Source organism: Flagellimonas sp. (assembly GCF_965215805.1).
GTDB lineage: Bacteria > Bacteroidota > Bacteroidia > Flavobacteriales > Flavobacteriaceae > Flagellimonas.
The window spans coordinates 3,001,460-3,014,924 of sequence record NZ_OZ244124.1 but is presented as its reverse complement, the minus strand read 5'-3'; the positions used below and the strand labels follow the sequence as shown (position 1 = coordinate 3,014,924).

The following is a 13,465-nucleotide window of genomic DNA, read 5'->3' as shown; positions in this document are numbered from 1 at the left end:
TTTCTAACCGCAACTATTCAAGTTTCTCCTTCAACTCCAAAACCTCCTCCCTTAACTTTACATTGGTATGGTATAAGATTTCATTCTGATGTCTTAGGGACATAAAAAGCCCATGTAGGGAATTTAGGTTTTTCTGTTGTGCTTCAACAAGGGCCTCCAAATCGGCCTTGGTCATTTTTTTGCTCATAATTAAAATTCAAAATGTTCATAAAATGTTTTTAAAGGCTGATTTGATGCTTTTAACGCATCACTAAGGTATATAAAATATTCATTAAAATATATAAAAGCATAAAATTTAGCTTAAAGCTACTATTTGAAAGATTCTATATTTGGTTGTATCCTATAGAGAATCAGATGGAAAAAGAGGTTTACAATCGCATTAAAGCGGTTCTGGCGGAACAGGGCAGGACGAATAACTGGCTTGCAAATGAATTGGGGATGAATAGGACAACCATTTCCAAATGGTGCAGAAACGATATGCAACCACGTGTTGAAAACTTATTTCAAATTGCCAAAGCTTTGGATGTTGATGTGAGAACTCTGCTTGTTTCTTCCAAATAAGCTCATGGAGACCCTCAAGACAAAATACTTTACAGATAGAAAGACATGGCGCAAATGGTTGGAGGCCAACTTTGATAAAGTGGATGATATTTGGCTGGAATATCCAAAAAAGCAGAGCGGGAAAGCTCGAATTTCCTATAACGATGCAGTGGAAGAAGCTTTGTGTTTTGGCTGGATTGACAGCACAGTAAAATCGTTAAACCCCGAAACCACCATTCAACGTTTCTGTAAAAGAAGGGCAAAATCCAGCTTTTCGCAACCCAACAAGGAACGTTTGATGTGGCTTTTGAAAGAGGATTTGGTTCATCCATCAATAAAGTCGGATATGCAAGCCGTGGTTGCCCAGACTTTTGTGTTTCCAGAAGATCTTTTAGCCAAAATTAAAACGGACAAGCTTGCTTGGGTCAATTACCAAAATTTTTCCGAGTCCTATAAACGCATACGTATCGCTTATATAGAAAGTGCCAGAAAAAGACCGGACGAATTTGAGAAGCGATTGCAAAATTTTATCGCCAAAACCAGGGAGAACAAACTGGTCAGGGGATTTGGTGGAATCGAAAAATACTATTAGAGAATGAACCTAGCACAAAAACTCGGCTACCCAGCCAACACCAAACTTCTAATGATCCATGCCGATGATGCTGGACTCTCCCATTCAGAGAATATGGCCACCATGCAATCTTTGCAAAATGGTATTGTCAACTCCTGTAGCCTAATGGTGCCCTGCCCTTGGTTTTACGAAATGGCGCAGTGGACAAAACAAAATCTTCAGTTTGACCATGGGGTGCACCTTACCCTTACTTGCGAATGGGAAAACTATAAGTTTGGCCCCGTGTTGCCCGTTTCTGAAGTACCTTCCCTGGTAGACTCCAATGGGCATTTCTATAAAAAGAGGGAACAAGTTCGGGAACATACCACGGCCGAAGATGTCCGCAAGGAACTCACTGCCCAAATTGAAAAGTTCCTGGCGTATGGTCTCTCCCCTTCCCATTTGGATTCGCACATGTACAGCGTGGGAAGTCGCCCCGATTTGTTTGAAGTCTATAAGGAACTGGGACGACGTTACAAGCTTCCTGTACAGCGTAGTCGAGAGTTATCTGATATGGTGGGCCTGGATGAAAGTAATCCGATAAAACCCGAGGCCATTCCAGTGGACAAAGTCCACATTGGGGATATTTCGTATTTTGAAAAGGGCGTATTATGGGACTATTACGCGGGTGTGTTTGATGACTTGGTGGAGGGTTTCAATGTCATCTTGATTCATCCAGCTTTTGACGAACAGGAGATGCAGGGGGTTACGGTGAACCATCCCAACTTTGGTTCGGAATGGCGACAGATAGATTTTGATTTTTTTACTAGCGATTTTGCCAAGGCTCAAGTAAAGCGGGATGACATTCAATTAATCAATTGGACGGATATTAAGCGTATTTTTTAAGTTGCCATACATTTAACAAGTCCCGTCAATTCGAGTAAATTTTATGATTGAAAAGAATAAAATTTGTATCGAGAATTAGGGATTTGCTCTGAAATGAGTTCTCGATATGGTTTTCTATCGAAAACCTACTCGAACTGACGATAACTAAACATAACAAACATGAACCTGGAACAAAACAAACAAAAAGCCATTGCCTTTTACAAGACAGCATATTTGGGCGACCCAAAAGGGGCAGTTGAAAAGTATATCGGTAAAGAATACATCCAACACAACCCAGATGTGGCCGATGGCACCCAAGGGTTTATCAACTATTTTGAACGGATGCAGGCTGAGTATCCTGAGAAATCCATTGAATTTGTGCGCTGCATTGCCGAAGGCAATTTGGTGGCCTTGCACACCCACCAAACATGGCCAGACAACGACCAATACGTGACCATGGACTTTTTCCGATTTGATGAAAATGGAAAAATCTGTGAGCATTGGGATGCCATCCAGCAAATTCCAAAAGAATCCGCCAACCCCAACACCATGTATTAATGAGCTGGATCAAAGTTATCGGCTACGAGGAAGCCAATAAGGAACTTAAACGAATTTATGACCGCGTAAAAGGGCCCAACAACAATGTGGACAACGTTTTGCTCATCCACAGTTTACGGCCACACACCTTGGTGGGCCACATGGCGCTCTATAAAAATGTGCTCCATAATTCCAACAACACCCTGCCCAAATGGTATTTGGAAGCTTTGGGCACGTATGTGAGCCATCTTAACCAATGTGATTATTGCTTTCAGCATCATTTTGAGGGTTTTAAAAGATTGTTGGGTGATGATTCCAGAGCAGACACTTTTAAAGAAACTGTCCTAAAGAACACCCTATCGGACTTCTTTTCCAGCAAATTTTATGCGGGTAGCAGGTATGCCAAAAAGCTTACCCTGAACCACGCAGATATCACCAAGGAAGACATTGAAGGCTTACGAGAAGTGGGCTTCACCGAAGGTGAAATCCTGGAAGTCAATCAAGTGGTCAGTTATTTCAATTACGTAAACCGAAGCGTGGTCGGACTGGGGGTGGATACTGAAGGGGATATCTTGGGGCTGTCTCCCAACGACAGCGATGACCCCAACAATTGGAGTCATAACTAATTCCATAAATCTTCGATTTCCTTTCGGATAAATTGGTTGATTTCCCATTGATTGCCCAACAAGTTGCCTGTTTGGGGGTGTTGCAAGGCATAGGGCAATGGGCCGTATTCAGGAGCTATGGTGATATAGGGTCTTCCAGTCGCTTGAGCATTGTTCAACATAGCCTTCCACCAGTTTTTAAATTGGGCTAATTCTTCTTTATAGGTATCAACCCTAGGGTCAATCACCTGCGGACTTTGGGTAGATCCCACCCTGGCATGAATGTGATACGTATGTTTTATGGCCAAATCCACTGCTTCTTGCTGGTTGTCCAATAGGGTTTCCGCCACACAGCACCAATGGGAAAGATCTGAGGTAAGCTTTAAAGACGGAACTTCATGCAAATATTGCTTACAAACATGAGCTGCAAAGGGAAATCGCGACCTATGCGTCTCATGGGCAACGGGGACACCCGTTTCTTCTTCGACATCTTGTGCAAGTTTGATCAACTCCAAATTCTGCTTAAAAGAAAAGAAGTCTCGCCCTGTATGTGAATTGATCAGCAAAGGCTTTTCCTCGGCTAAATTGAGCAAATGCCGTTTGTACTCCTCCTTGTGTTTTGCAAGATCTACTTCTTGGGTCTGCCAATGCTGCCCCACAAAGTCTAGTTCAAAATCCCTTAACATGGCCGCGATTTCTTTTTTTTCCTGACCAAATGGCAAATCTATTTCCACCCCGTGATAGCCTTGTTCCTTGACTTTGCCCAAAAATACTTTCCAATCCAAGTGGGCACTCCCCCATCTTGGACATATCCATTTTATTACCATAGACTATTTGTTCCGAACTTTTCGTTCCCCGGTATGATCCACACCTTGCTCCCGCTCCAACCGGATCATCGCCTTTGGCCTGAAATTAAGAATTAATGCTCGCCTATGCGAATCTGTGGTATTGCCTTTGCTAAAATGGAGGGTAAAACCATCATGAAACGTACAGCCTCCAGGTTTTAAGGGAGTACATTCGGCGTTCTTTCCGTCTGTTTCGCAATGCAAGGCACCACCTTCTGTATAATGCTTATGGGGTAGAATGCTATCTCCCTCCTTAGGAATGAACCACATACAGCCGTTTTCTTCATAAACCTCATCCAAAGCGATCCAACAACTGGCCGATCGTTTGTCGGGCATCTTGATCCAATAGGCGGCATCCTGATGCCAAGGTGTCGGGGCATTGGTGTGGGGTGCTTTGTTGATGAGCATATCAAAATCAAGCTCCATATCCTCCCCCAACATATCTTTTACATGATCCAATGCCAGTTGATAGGAAATAGTTTCAGAGAGTTTGGGTTCGACCAGACTGGGACGCATAATCTGGGTGATTCTTTCCACAGTACCTCCTTCTCCTCCGCCCAAATCACTTCGCAATCCCAAGGTGCGCTCCTTATCCTGAAGTAGATTATCGTACAAGGCCCTTAGATTCTCCACCTCTGAGTTTGGTATCAGACGGTCTAGTTTGGCATAGCCTTGTTTTAAAAACAACTCTTTCATTGGTTTATGGTTTATAGTTGACGATTCAAATTAAATGGGATTTCTGAAAAAAGTCTTCTAAATTCGTATGACCTTATTTTTTTATACAAATACATGCAAAATCAAACAAAACAGCGTAGAGTGTTTCACCTGCCGAACTTGGGCTATCCGAGGTTTGTGGATTTTGGACATTACCACTATCGCAAGGTGGAACCTATACTGGAAGCACACCAGCACCAGGATGTTATGGAAATTTGTTTTTGTATTCGCGGGCAGCAGTACTATGAATTGGGGGAGAACTTGCTAAAACTCAGAGGCAACGACATCCTTATTGTGCCACCCAACCAGGATCATAGCTCTGGGGTTTATCCAGAAGATATCGGAGAATTATATTGGCTTCAGGTTCATCTAGATCATACCAAAGGGCAACTTTGCTATCTACCCAAAGAGCAATCAGAATATCTTGTTTCTGCACTTCAAGAAAGGGCTGGATACATCTTTAAAGGGGCACTGGTTCTAAAGTCCCATTTGCAAAAACTGGTTGACCAATTGGAATCAGAACAAACCATTGTAAACCAACTCACCACAAACCAATTATTGGTTCAGTTGCTATTGGAAACTCTTGAATTATCCCAGACCGCACAGATTGTGGTTCCTTCGGAAAGAGTTAAGATTATTGACGATTTTATTGCCAAAAACTTGCACCGGATTATCTATGTGGATGAGTTGGCAGAATTGGTGAATTTCTCAACCGCCTACTTTAAAAGTTGGTTCAAACAACATTTTGGAGCTCCTCCCAAAGCCTACATCAACCGATTAAAAATTGAACGAGCCAAAGAAGATCTGCTAAAAAACAATTCCATAACAGAAGTAGCCTACAATTTAGGATTCAGTACATCCCAATATTTTGCAACTACTTTCAAGAAGTACACTGGAATGTCACCCAAAACATATAGAGCTCAGGTTAAACAGACTTAGACCCTAACAATCTTTGCTCCAATGGCGCGTAAACGTTCGTCTATGTTCTCGTAACCTCGGTCTATCTGCTCAATGTTGTTGATGGTGGAGGTTCCCTTGGCAGACAAGGCTGCTATCAAGAGGGAAACTCCTGCGCGAATATCCGGCGAAACCATATTGGTGGCCTTCAGGGTGGATTTAAAGTCATGTCCAATAACTGTGGCCCTGTGCGGATCACAAAGAATGATCTTGGCTCCCATGTCCAACAATCTATCCACAAAGAACAAGCGGCTTTCAAACATTTTTTGATGGATAACCACCTCGCCTTTGGCTTGGATGGCCACAACCAACAAAATACTCAACAAGTCGGGCGTCAATCCTGGCCATGGTGCATCCGCAATGGTCAAAATGGACCCATCAATATAACTCTGTACTTGGTAACCATTTTCGTGCTTGGGAATATAGATATCATCTCCCCTGCGCTCCAACTGGATCCCCAATTTTTGGAAAGCGTTTGGAATCTGTCCCAAATCGTCCCAGCTCACATTCTTGATGGTCAATTCGCTTCGGGTCATGGCGGCAAGGCCAATCCAGCTACCAATCTCAATCATATCTGGAAGCATGGTATGCTCTGTTCCTCCCAATTCCTCAACACCTTCAATGGTCAAAAGGTTAGAGCCGATTCCAGAAATCTTGGCTCCCATACGGTTGAGCATCTTACACAACTGCTGTAAATAAGGTTCACAAGCTGCGTTGTATATGGTGGTTGTTCCTTCTGCAAGTACCGCGGCCATTACAATATTGGCCGTTCCCGTAACAGAAGCTTCATCCAAGAGCATATAGGTTCCTTTGAGCTTATCAGTCTCTACCCCATAGAAATATTCCTCTCGGTTGTATCGGAACTTAGCCCCCAGTTTTATAAAACCTTCAAAGTGGGTATCCAAGCGTCTACGTCCTATCTTATCCCCTCCCGGTTTTGGGATATACCCTTTTCCAAAACGGGCCAAAAGGGGGCCAACCAGCATAATGGAACCTCGTAAACCCCGTCCATCCTGCTTAAACTGGTCCGTTTGTAGATATTCTAGATTGATATCGTCAGCCTTGAAAGTATAACTGCCCTTTCCCTTTTTTTGGATTTTGACACCAAGGTCTTCCAATAAGGCAATAAGCTTGTTGACATCTACGATGTCAGGAATGTTATTGATGGTGATTCTTTCTGGTGAAAGCAAGACTGCACAAAGAATCTGAAGTGCTTCGTTCTTTGCCCCTTGGGGTGTAATTTCACCATGCAATTGGTGTCCACCCTCTATTCGAAATGTTCCCATGGATACCTAAGGAATTAATACCGTTTTTTGCCTCTGTTATTTCTTTGTCCCTTTTTGTTGCTTCCGCCATTCCTATTGGACTTGGCCAAACGGTTTTTAAGGAACTGACCGCTATCGGTAAGGTTTTCACCATGCGGAGCCAAATCAATTTGGCCGTCACTCAATTCTTTCAAGTGTGCAAAGATGGCCTGATCTTCCACTGTGTCCTTGTTCCAATTGAGGTAACATTTTTTCATGTGGTTGGCAATGGCATATTCCAAACCTGAACGCATATCCCCTTTTTCCCATTTAATGGCCACATCAATCATACGCTTGATGTTGTTGCCATAAAAACGATACTTGGGGTGATTTTGAGGGTATTCCAGTGGTTCTGGTCGCTGTTGCAAAGTCTCTTGGGAAGTAATTGGAAAAGGTGAATCCACGTCCAGTTTAAAATCGGACATGATAAAAAGTTGATCCCAGAGTTTGTGCTGAAAATCGGGTACGTCGCGCAAATGCGGTTGCAAATTGCCCATTACGCTTATAATGGACTTGGCCACTTTGTTTCGCTCCTCACGATCTGCAATGGAAACGGCATGATCCACCATTTTCTGAAAATGACGCCCATACTCAGGGATGTGAAGCTTTGGACGCTCCGTATTATATTCTAAGTTGTCTACTGAATTCAAATTAAATAGGTTTAATGAAGTTAACTAACGGGAAGTCTTTCCTATAACGTCCGCAAAATACTAAAAATTATGGCAATTTGGCCTAAAGTGATATTACACCCTCTACTTGGGAAACTTCCTTGTACTTGGCAATCACAGCATCAGGACTTTCCAACTGTACCGTAACGGAGATACTGGTGTAAGTCCCTTTTTTGGATTTCTTGGATTCAATCACCGCTCCTGTATTATCAAATATGGCATTTATCTGCTCTATTTTATCCTCGTCCGTGGGCACAATAAACTTATAGAGGTACTTGGATGGCCAACTGCTGTTTTCCAACAATTGTTCCTTTAGACGTGAATAAAACTCCTCGGATTTCTCCTTCTCCATGCTGCAAGTTTTTACAAAGATATGGCTTCGCATGCAATTTTTTTTCCTTAGTCCGATTTCATTACTTTGTGTTGATAAAATTATCTGATTGAAGAACCATAAAGTTGTTATTACCGGAGCACCTGGCACCGGAAAAACGTCCATCATCAATGGCCTGGAAGACCAGGGTCATCACTGTTTTCATGAAATCATAAGGGATATGACCTCCAACGCCAAAATGGAAGGTGAACCCGATTCTTTTGTGTCCAACCCCTTGGTATTCGTGGACGATGCATTGCAGTTCAACAAAGACTTACTTTATGGAAGAACCAAGCACTATATTGACTCTTTGGACATGAAAGTCCCCATTAGTTTTTTTGATCGTGGGATTCCAGATGTACTGGCCTACATGGACTTTTTTGACCAGTCCTATGATAAAGAGTTTACGGATGCTTGCGAAAATCACCTCTACGATGCCATTTTTATAGTTCCCCCGTGGAAAGAAATTTATATTTCGGACAATGAGCGATTGGAAACCTATGAGGAGGCTGAAAAAATCCACGATGCCTTGATGGATACCTACACTAGATTTGGGTATAACCCCATTCTGGTTCCAAAGGATCCCGTTAATGCCCGTGTTGATTTTATCTTGGATAACTTGAAATCCACTTAGTGCAAAAAGATGCGAAATCCGTTTTAAGGGAATATTGGGGGCACGAAGATTTTAGAGGTTCCCAAAGCCAAATCATTGAGAGCGTTCTGGCCAAAAAAGATGTGTTGGCCTTGATGCCTACAGGAGGTGGCAAGTCCATTTGCTATCAGGTGCCGGCATTGGCCATGGAAGGTATCTGCATTGTGGTGTCCCCGTTGGTGGCGCTTATCCAAGATCAAGTACAGCAGCTCAAACAGAAAAATATCAAAGCTATAGCGCTAACAGGCGGAATCCCTTTTTCTGAACTCAATGACCTTTTGGACAATTGTGTTTATGGCAATTACAAGTTCCTCTATCTCTCCCCTGAACGATTGCAGCAATCCACGGTTCAAGAGCGGATTCGGGAAATGAACGTGAATCTTGTCGCTATTGATGAAGCACATTGTATATCACAATGGGGCAACGACTTTAGGCCTGCCTATTTGGAATGCTCCGTTTTAAAGGATTTAACCCCCGAAACGCCAACAATTGCCTTAACAGCTACCGCAACCCCAAAAGTGGTGCAGGATATCTTGGAAAACCTACAATTGGAAAAGCCCCAAGTATTCAAAGACTCTTTCTCCCGTTCCAACATCAGCTTTAGGGTAAAGCATACAGAAGACAAGAACTATCAACTCAAAAAGATTCTGACCCAATTTAGAGGGAGCTCCATTGTGTATGCGCGTTCAAGGAAAATGACCGTTTCCTTATCCGAATTCTTGAATAAGAATGGGGTTAAATCTACCTTTTTCCACGGAGGTATCTCCAAACGAGATAAAGAAGAGAAGCTACAGCAATGGCTCAACGGAAATGTGAGCTGTATTGTGGCTACCAATGCCTTTGGTATGGGGGTGGACAAACCCGATGTACGATGGGTGATCCATTACCAAATTCCGGATAGTTTGGAAAGTTATTTTCAAGAGGCAGGAAGAGCTGGAAGGGATGGGAAACCATCATCGGCCTTGATCGTAACTTCGCTGGAGGATGCTGACCGTGCAAAGCAACAATTTTTGTCCTCCTTGCCCGATGTGGCTTTTGTAAAACAACTCTATGTTCAACTCAACAATTTCTTTCAGATTTCCTACGGGGAATCGGTGTTGGAATCGTTGAGCTTTAAATTCAACACCTTTTGTAAGCGTTATGGATTCCCGCCCAATATGGCTTATCATGCACTGCGCATCTTGGATCAAAATTCAGTGATTTCCCTATCAGAGAATTTTACGGAAAAGACCACTTTGAAATTTGTGGCCTCCAGAAACGGGATTTTCCAATATTTACAGGACAATCCAAAGGTTGCCCATATTATTCAAACCGTATTGCGTACCTACGGGGGAATTACGGAGCATGAAACCAAGATAAACCTTCACTTGCTCTCCAAAAAAGTGGGAGAAAATGAAAAAACCATCAAAAAGGTATTGAAGCAATTGCAGGCCGATGGTGTTGCCGAATACCAGAGCTCCAACAGCGATTTGGAAATCCAGTTTTTGGTGCCCAGGGAAGATGACAGGACAATCAATCCCTTCGCCAAAAAAATAAAGGATTTCAACGCAGTTAAACAGAAAAATATGGCCGCCATGCTGGACTATGTCCAAAATACAAGGGTTTGCCGTAGTGTTTTCATCCTAAATTATTTTGGGGAAAAGACCAACGAAAAGTGTGGTACTTGCGATATTTGCACCCTAGAAGATACGGTTCCTTCCGAAGGATTAAAGAAAAGTATTTTTAAAATCCTAGTGACCGCACCACAAACATCCAGACAACTGGAACAGGTATTGGGCATTGAAGAAAAACTGATTTTGAAGGCCCTACAGGATCTTTTGGAAGACGAACGGATTCGATTGAATGCAAGTAATGAGTACGAAATTGAAAAATAACAGATTGCGAATTGTGTTTATGGGCACCCCTGACTTTGCCGTAGGTAGCCTAAAAGCTTTGTTGGAAGCCAATTTTAATGTGGTCGGGGCCATTACCGCTCCAGATAGGCCAGCAGGAAGAGGGCGGAAAATCCAGGAGTCAGCTGTGAAACAATTTGCAAAAGCACACCATATTAAGGTGCTGCAGCCGACCAACCTAAAAAGTGAAGCGTTCTTGAAAGAACTCAAGGAACTTCAAGCCAACCTGCAGGTTGTTGTGGCCTTTAGAATGTTGCCCGAGGTAGTTTGGCGCATGCCCGAACATGGAACCTTTAACCTTCATGCCTCGCTCCTTCCCCAATACCGTGGCGCAGCTCCCATCAACTGGGCCATCATTAATGGGGAAACAGAAACTGGAGTGACCACATTCTTTATTGACGATAAAATTGATACGGGAAGCATCATCCTTCAAAAAACAGCACCGATTTATCCTGAAGATGATGCTGGGGCTTTACACGACCGCTTAATGGATTTGGGTGCAGGTCTGGTTGTGGAAACCTGTAAACAAATTGAAGATGGAACAGTCACCAGCATTCCTCAAAAAGATGCCACGGATATTAAGTCCGCGCATAAAATCCATCGAAACACTTGTCAAATCAACTGGGATCATTCCCTACAGGATATCCATAATCATATTCGTGGACTTAGTCCCTACCCTGCTGCTTGGTGCTATTTGATGAACCATGGCAAGGAAGAACCCATCAAAATCTTCAAGACACGTATGGAGGTGGTAAATCACGACCATCCGACCGGAAAGTTGATCTTGGAAAAACGGACGTTAAAAGTGGCAGCATCAGGAGGTTATCTCCATCTTTTGGAAGTACAACTTCCTGGAAAAAGGAGGATGAAAATCGATGAAGTGCTTAATGGTCTAAATCTGGTTGAAAATGCCCACCTTCGCTGAACCCTTATTAACACTAGGCTCACAAAAGTCCCAATTTTAATTCGACTTTATCAACAAACGTTTCAAGTTATCAACAAAAAGCCCACTTTCCCTTGGTTTTACTTGCGTTTGAGGCAAATCCATATAAATTTGTTCAGCATTAAAATTATTTTAACAACAATTAATTTAATTCCATTATGAACAAAACAGAATTAATCGATGCTATGGCAGCCGATGCTGGCATCACTAAGGCAGCAGCCAAAAAAGCATTGGAATCTTTCTTGGGGAACGTAGAGGGATCACTTAAAAAAGGAAACAGAGTTTCTTTGGTAGGTTTCGGTTCTTGGTCTGTATCCAAGAGAAATGCAAGAGAAGGTAGAAATCCACAAACTGGACAAACTATCCAAATTGCAGCAAAGAACGTTGTAAAGTTCAAAGCTGGAGCAGAATTGAGCAGCTCTGTAAACTAATTAGATAGGTTATACAATATAACGAAGCACTTCCCCACGGAAGTGCTTTTTTGTTTTAAGTCCCTATCCAAGGTTTTTGTATTTAACGGATATTATGTTACATTTAATTATGAGAACCTAGTAAAATGGTAAGCCTAAAGCCCATAAAAGGAAGGTTGCTGGTTGCTGAACCAGCTCTTACAGGAGATGTCTCCTTCAACCGATCTGTGGTGCTTTTGGCGGAACACAATCAAGAAGGTTCTGTGGGTTTTATCTTGAACAAACCCTTGGATTACAGTATCTGCGACCTTATTTCTGAAATCACCATCCCTTTTAAGGTATTCAATGGTGGACCCGTGGAACAGGACAACCTCTATTTTATTCACAAGGTGCCCCATTTGATTAATGATAGCATTGAAATCTCCGATGGTATTTTCTGGGGAGGGAACTTTGAAAAGACCGTAGAGCTCATCAACAACGAAACTATAGGGGAACAAGACATTCGATTCTTTCTGGGTTATTCCGGTTGGGGTTCCCATCAATTGGATCATGAGTTGAATTCCAAATCATGGGTAGTGGTCCAAAACGAATATGAAAGCAGTATCCTTGAGAAATCCTCCAATGCTTTTTGGAAGGAAAAAATGGTGGAATTAGGCGGTGATTATCTCCTCTGGTCCAATTCTCCAGAAAATCCCTCTTTAAATTAGATTATCCCAATCTGGCCTTGGCATTTAATTTTCCCAAAAGGGATTTTGCGGTAGCATTTCCATATTCCTTTTTTCGGTACTTACCTATGGAAACAATTCCCTGGATGCTATTGGTAAGAAACAATTCATCCGCTTTTTGAAGTTCAAAGGGCGAGATGGAATCTTCTATGAAATCCATTCCTTCCGTGGCAGTTATGATTTCATTGAGTTTCTTTCGGATGATACCGTCCAAGCAGCCATCGGCCAAAGGCGGAGTTTTAATCGTGTTCCCTACTACCAAAAATAGGTTTCCATTGATGGCTTCAACCACCTGCTTGTCCCCATTGATCAGAAGACAATTGTTGTATCCATTTTCCTGGGCAAAAACGCTGGCCACCACATTCAATATTTTATTGGTGGTCTTTAGGTTGGAAAGCATATCCTTGTTCACATAATAGTCCTTGAACAACTCAACTTCGTAAGGTCCTTCATTGATCAAATAAAATGGAGACTCCATGGGCGACGCTTCAATCAAATAGGATATTTCATGGGTTTCAGGTTCGTACAATCCACCATCATTTCTAAAAACAGTGAGTCGCACCCTGGCAGGGCTATCCTCCAAGCCATTTTTTTCAACCGTGCGTTTGATCTCCCCCTCAAGAAACTCCAAGGTAAACTCCATGGGAATTTCCATACGAAGTATCCGCATGGAAGACATTAGCCTAAAGTAATGGTCCTCCCAAAAAAAGATGGTTCCGTTTACGCAACGGACAGTTTCAAAAAGGGCATCCCCAAACTTAAGACCGCGATTGGAATGTGTTAGGATATTGGAATCCTTGGTCAGTAAAGCACCGTTGAAATTGACCATAAAAAAAGTCCCGATTAAAATCGGGACCAAATATACGTT

The 13,465-nt window shown here is 42.5% G+C and carries 18 protein-coding genes; 11 read left to right on the top strand and 7 right to left on the bottom strand.

What is annotated here, in order from left to right; genetic code table 11:
• Positions 1 to 13: 13 nt before the first annotated feature.
• Positions 14 to 187: a hypothetical protein gene (locus tag ACOOE0_RS13315; RefSeq protein ID WP_420399393.1), complete on the bottom strand. Its 174-nt coding sequence runs from the start codon at positions 185 to 187 to the stop codon at positions 14 to 16.
• A 167-nt stretch (positions 188 to 354) separates the two neighbouring features.
• On the opposite strand from ACOOE0_RS13315, the gene ACOOE0_RS13310 reads away from it, so the two are divergent.
• The 5 genes from ACOOE0_RS13310 to ACOOE0_RS13290 all read left to right on the top strand — a co-directional run bounded on the left by ACOOE0_RS13310 (position 355) and on the right by ACOOE0_RS13290 (position 3,138).
• A complete protein-coding gene (locus ACOOE0_RS13310) occupies positions 355 to 561 on the top strand; it encodes a helix-turn-helix transcriptional regulator (RefSeq protein WP_420399392.1) in 207 nt (68 codons plus the stop codon).
• A 4-nt stretch (positions 562 to 565) separates the two neighbouring features.
• Positions 566 to 1,132 (top strand): YdeI/OmpD-associated family protein, encoded by a 567-nt coding sequence (locus ACOOE0_RS13305; RefSeq protein ID WP_420399391.1) that lies wholly within the window; start codon positions 566 to 568, stop codon positions 1,130 to 1,132.
• Positions 1,133 to 1,135: 3 nt separating this feature from the next.
• The gene (locus tag ACOOE0_RS13300; protein ID WP_420399390.1) at positions 1,136 to 1,996 is read left to right on the top strand and encodes a polysaccharide deacetylase family protein; all 861 of its coding nucleotides are present in this window, start codon (positions 1,136 to 1,138) and stop codon (positions 1,994 to 1,996) included.
• A 159-nt stretch (positions 1,997 to 2,155) separates the two neighbouring features.
• Positions 2,156 to 2,533, top strand: a complete 378-nt coding sequence (locus tag ACOOE0_RS13295; RefSeq protein WP_420399389.1) for a nuclear transport factor 2 family protein — start codon at positions 2,156 to 2,158, stop codon at positions 2,531 to 2,533.
• Complete coding sequence (locus ACOOE0_RS13290; RefSeq protein WP_420399388.1) at positions 2,533 to 3,138, top strand: carboxymuconolactone decarboxylase family protein; 606 nt, start codon at positions 2,533 to 2,535, stop codon at positions 3,136 to 3,138. Before ACOOE0_RS13295 ends, ACOOE0_RS13290 begins: the two co-directional genes overlap by 1 nt.
• Here ACOOE0_RS13290 and ACOOE0_RS13285 read toward each other — a convergent pair.
• Complete coding sequence (locus ACOOE0_RS13285) at positions 3,135 to 3,944, bottom strand: sugar phosphate isomerase/epimerase family protein (RefSeq protein ID WP_420399387.1); 810 nt, start codon at positions 3,942 to 3,944, stop codon at positions 3,135 to 3,137. The genes ACOOE0_RS13290 and ACOOE0_RS13285 overlap by 4 nt on opposite strands.
• Positions 3,945 to 3,947: 3 nt before the next feature.
• Positions 3,948 to 4,658, bottom strand: coding sequence for a phytanoyl-CoA dioxygenase family protein (locus ACOOE0_RS13280; protein WP_420399386.1), 711 nt, complete (start codon positions 4,656 to 4,658; stop codon positions 3,948 to 3,950).
• A gap of 93 nt (positions 4,659 to 4,751) precedes the next feature.
• On the opposite strand from ACOOE0_RS13280, the gene ACOOE0_RS13275 reads away from it, so the two are divergent.
• On the top strand, positions 4,752 to 5,615 hold the full coding sequence (locus ACOOE0_RS13275) for an AraC family transcriptional regulator (protein ID WP_420399385.1): 864 nt from the start codon (positions 4,752 to 4,754) through the stop codon (positions 5,613 to 5,615).
• Here ACOOE0_RS13275 and murA read toward each other — a convergent pair.
• The 3 genes from murA to ACOOE0_RS13260 form a co-directional block, all read right to left on the bottom strand.
• Positions 5,612 to 6,919, bottom strand: coding sequence for a UDP-N-acetylglucosamine 1-carboxyvinyltransferase (murA, locus tag ACOOE0_RS13270; protein WP_420399384.1), 1,308 nt, complete (start codon positions 6,917 to 6,919; stop codon positions 5,612 to 5,614). The two genes, ACOOE0_RS13275 and murA, sit on opposite strands and share 4 nt — an antisense overlap.
• Positions 6,920 to 6,933: 14 nt before the next feature.
• Positions 6,934 to 7,587: a DUF4290 domain-containing protein gene (locus tag ACOOE0_RS13265; protein WP_420399383.1), complete on the bottom strand. Its 654-nt coding sequence runs from the start codon at positions 7,585 to 7,587 to the stop codon at positions 6,934 to 6,936.
• A gap of 82 nt (positions 7,588 to 7,669) precedes the next feature.
• Positions 7,670 to 7,957 (bottom strand): DUF493 family protein, encoded by a 288-nt coding sequence (locus ACOOE0_RS13260; RefSeq protein WP_420399382.1) that lies wholly within the window; start codon positions 7,955 to 7,957, stop codon positions 7,670 to 7,672.
• 88 nt (positions 7,958 to 8,045) lie between these two features.
• Between ACOOE0_RS13260 and ACOOE0_RS13255 the strand changes: the two genes are divergently transcribed.
• From ACOOE0_RS13255 to ACOOE0_RS13235, 5 genes are all read left to right on the top strand, one after another.
• A complete protein-coding gene (locus ACOOE0_RS13255; protein ID WP_420399381.1) occupies positions 8,046 to 8,609 on the top strand; it encodes an AAA family ATPase in 564 nt (187 codons plus the stop codon).
• Positions 8,609 to 10,501, top strand: coding sequence for a RecQ family ATP-dependent DNA helicase (locus tag ACOOE0_RS13250; protein ID WP_420399380.1), 1,893 nt, complete (start codon positions 8,609 to 8,611; stop codon positions 10,499 to 10,501). The genes ACOOE0_RS13255 and ACOOE0_RS13250 overlap by 1 nt, the downstream gene beginning before the upstream one ends.
• Positions 10,479 to 11,444, top strand: a complete 966-nt coding sequence (gene fmt, locus ACOOE0_RS13245) for a methionyl-tRNA formyltransferase (RefSeq protein WP_420399379.1) — start codon at positions 10,479 to 10,481, stop codon at positions 11,442 to 11,444. Before ACOOE0_RS13250 ends, fmt begins: the two co-directional genes overlap by 23 nt.
• Before the next feature lie 176 nt (positions 11,445 to 11,620).
• Positions 11,621 to 11,893, top strand: coding sequence for an HU family DNA-binding protein (locus tag ACOOE0_RS13240; protein ID WP_299381736.1), 273 nt, complete (start codon positions 11,621 to 11,623; stop codon positions 11,891 to 11,893).
• Positions 11,894 to 12,018: 125 nt separating this feature from the next.
• Positions 12,019 to 12,579: a YqgE/AlgH family protein gene (locus ACOOE0_RS13235; protein WP_420399378.1), complete on the top strand. Its 561-nt coding sequence runs from the start codon at positions 12,019 to 12,021 to the stop codon at positions 12,577 to 12,579.
• 1 nt (position 12,580) lies between these two features.
• On the opposite strand, the gene ACOOE0_RS13230 is transcribed toward ACOOE0_RS13235, so the two are convergent.
• Positions 12,581 to 13,426, bottom strand: coding sequence for an aminotransferase class IV (locus tag ACOOE0_RS13230; RefSeq protein ID WP_420399377.1), 846 nt, complete (start codon positions 13,424 to 13,426; stop codon positions 12,581 to 12,583).
• Positions 13,427 to 13,465: the final 39 nt, after the last annotated feature.

Coding starts and splice junctions, on each gene's coding strand:
- ACOOE0_RS13240 (WP_299381736.1), top strand. CDS start 11,621: ATGAACAAAACAGAATTAATCGATGCTATGGCAGCCGATGCTGGCATC.
- ACOOE0_RS13235 (WP_420399378.1), top strand. CDS start 12,019: ATGGTAAGCCTAAAGCCCATAAAAGGAAGGTTGCTGGTTGCTGAACCA.
- ACOOE0_RS13275 (WP_420399385.1), top strand. CDS start 4,752: ATGCAAAATCAAACAAAACAGCGTAGAGTGTTTCACCTGCCGAACTTG.
- ACOOE0_RS13295 (WP_420399389.1), top strand. CDS start 2,156: ATGAACCTGGAACAAAACAAACAAAAAGCCATTGCCTTTTACAAGACA.
- ACOOE0_RS13260 (WP_420399382.1), bottom strand. CDS start 7,957: ATGGAGAAGGAGAAATCCGAGGAGTTTTATTCACGTCTAAAGGAACAA.
- ACOOE0_RS13230 (WP_420399377.1), bottom strand. CDS start 13,426: ATGGTCAATTTCAACGGTGCTTTACTGACCAAGGATTCCAATATCCTA.
- ACOOE0_RS13285 (WP_420399387.1), bottom strand. CDS start 3,944: ATGGTAATAAAATGGATATGTCCAAGATGGGGGAGTGCCCACTTGGAT.
- ACOOE0_RS13310 (WP_420399392.1), top strand. CDS start 355: ATGGAAAAAGAGGTTTACAATCGCATTAAAGCGGTTCTGGCGGAACAG.
- ACOOE0_RS13300 (WP_420399390.1), top strand. CDS start 1,136: ATGAACCTAGCACAAAAACTCGGCTACCCAGCCAACACCAAACTTCTA.
- ACOOE0_RS13290 (WP_420399388.1), top strand. CDS start 2,533: ATGAGCTGGATCAAAGTTATCGGCTACGAGGAAGCCAATAAGGAACTT.
- ACOOE0_RS13280 (WP_420399386.1), bottom strand. CDS start 4,658: ATGAAAGAGTTGTTTTTAAAACAAGGCTATGCCAAACTAGACCGTCTG.
- murA (WP_420399384.1), bottom strand. CDS start 6,919: ATGGGAACATTTCGAATAGAGGGTGGACACCAATTGCATGGTGAAATT.
- ACOOE0_RS13315 (WP_420399393.1), bottom strand. CDS start 187: ATGAGCAAAAAAATGACCAAGGCCGATTTGGAGGCCCTTGTTGAAGCA.
- ACOOE0_RS13305 (WP_420399391.1), top strand. CDS start 566: ATGGAGACCCTCAAGACAAAATACTTTACAGATAGAAAGACATGGCGC.
- fmt (WP_420399379.1), top strand. CDS start 10,479: ATGAGTACGAAATTGAAAAATAACAGATTGCGAATTGTGTTTATGGGC.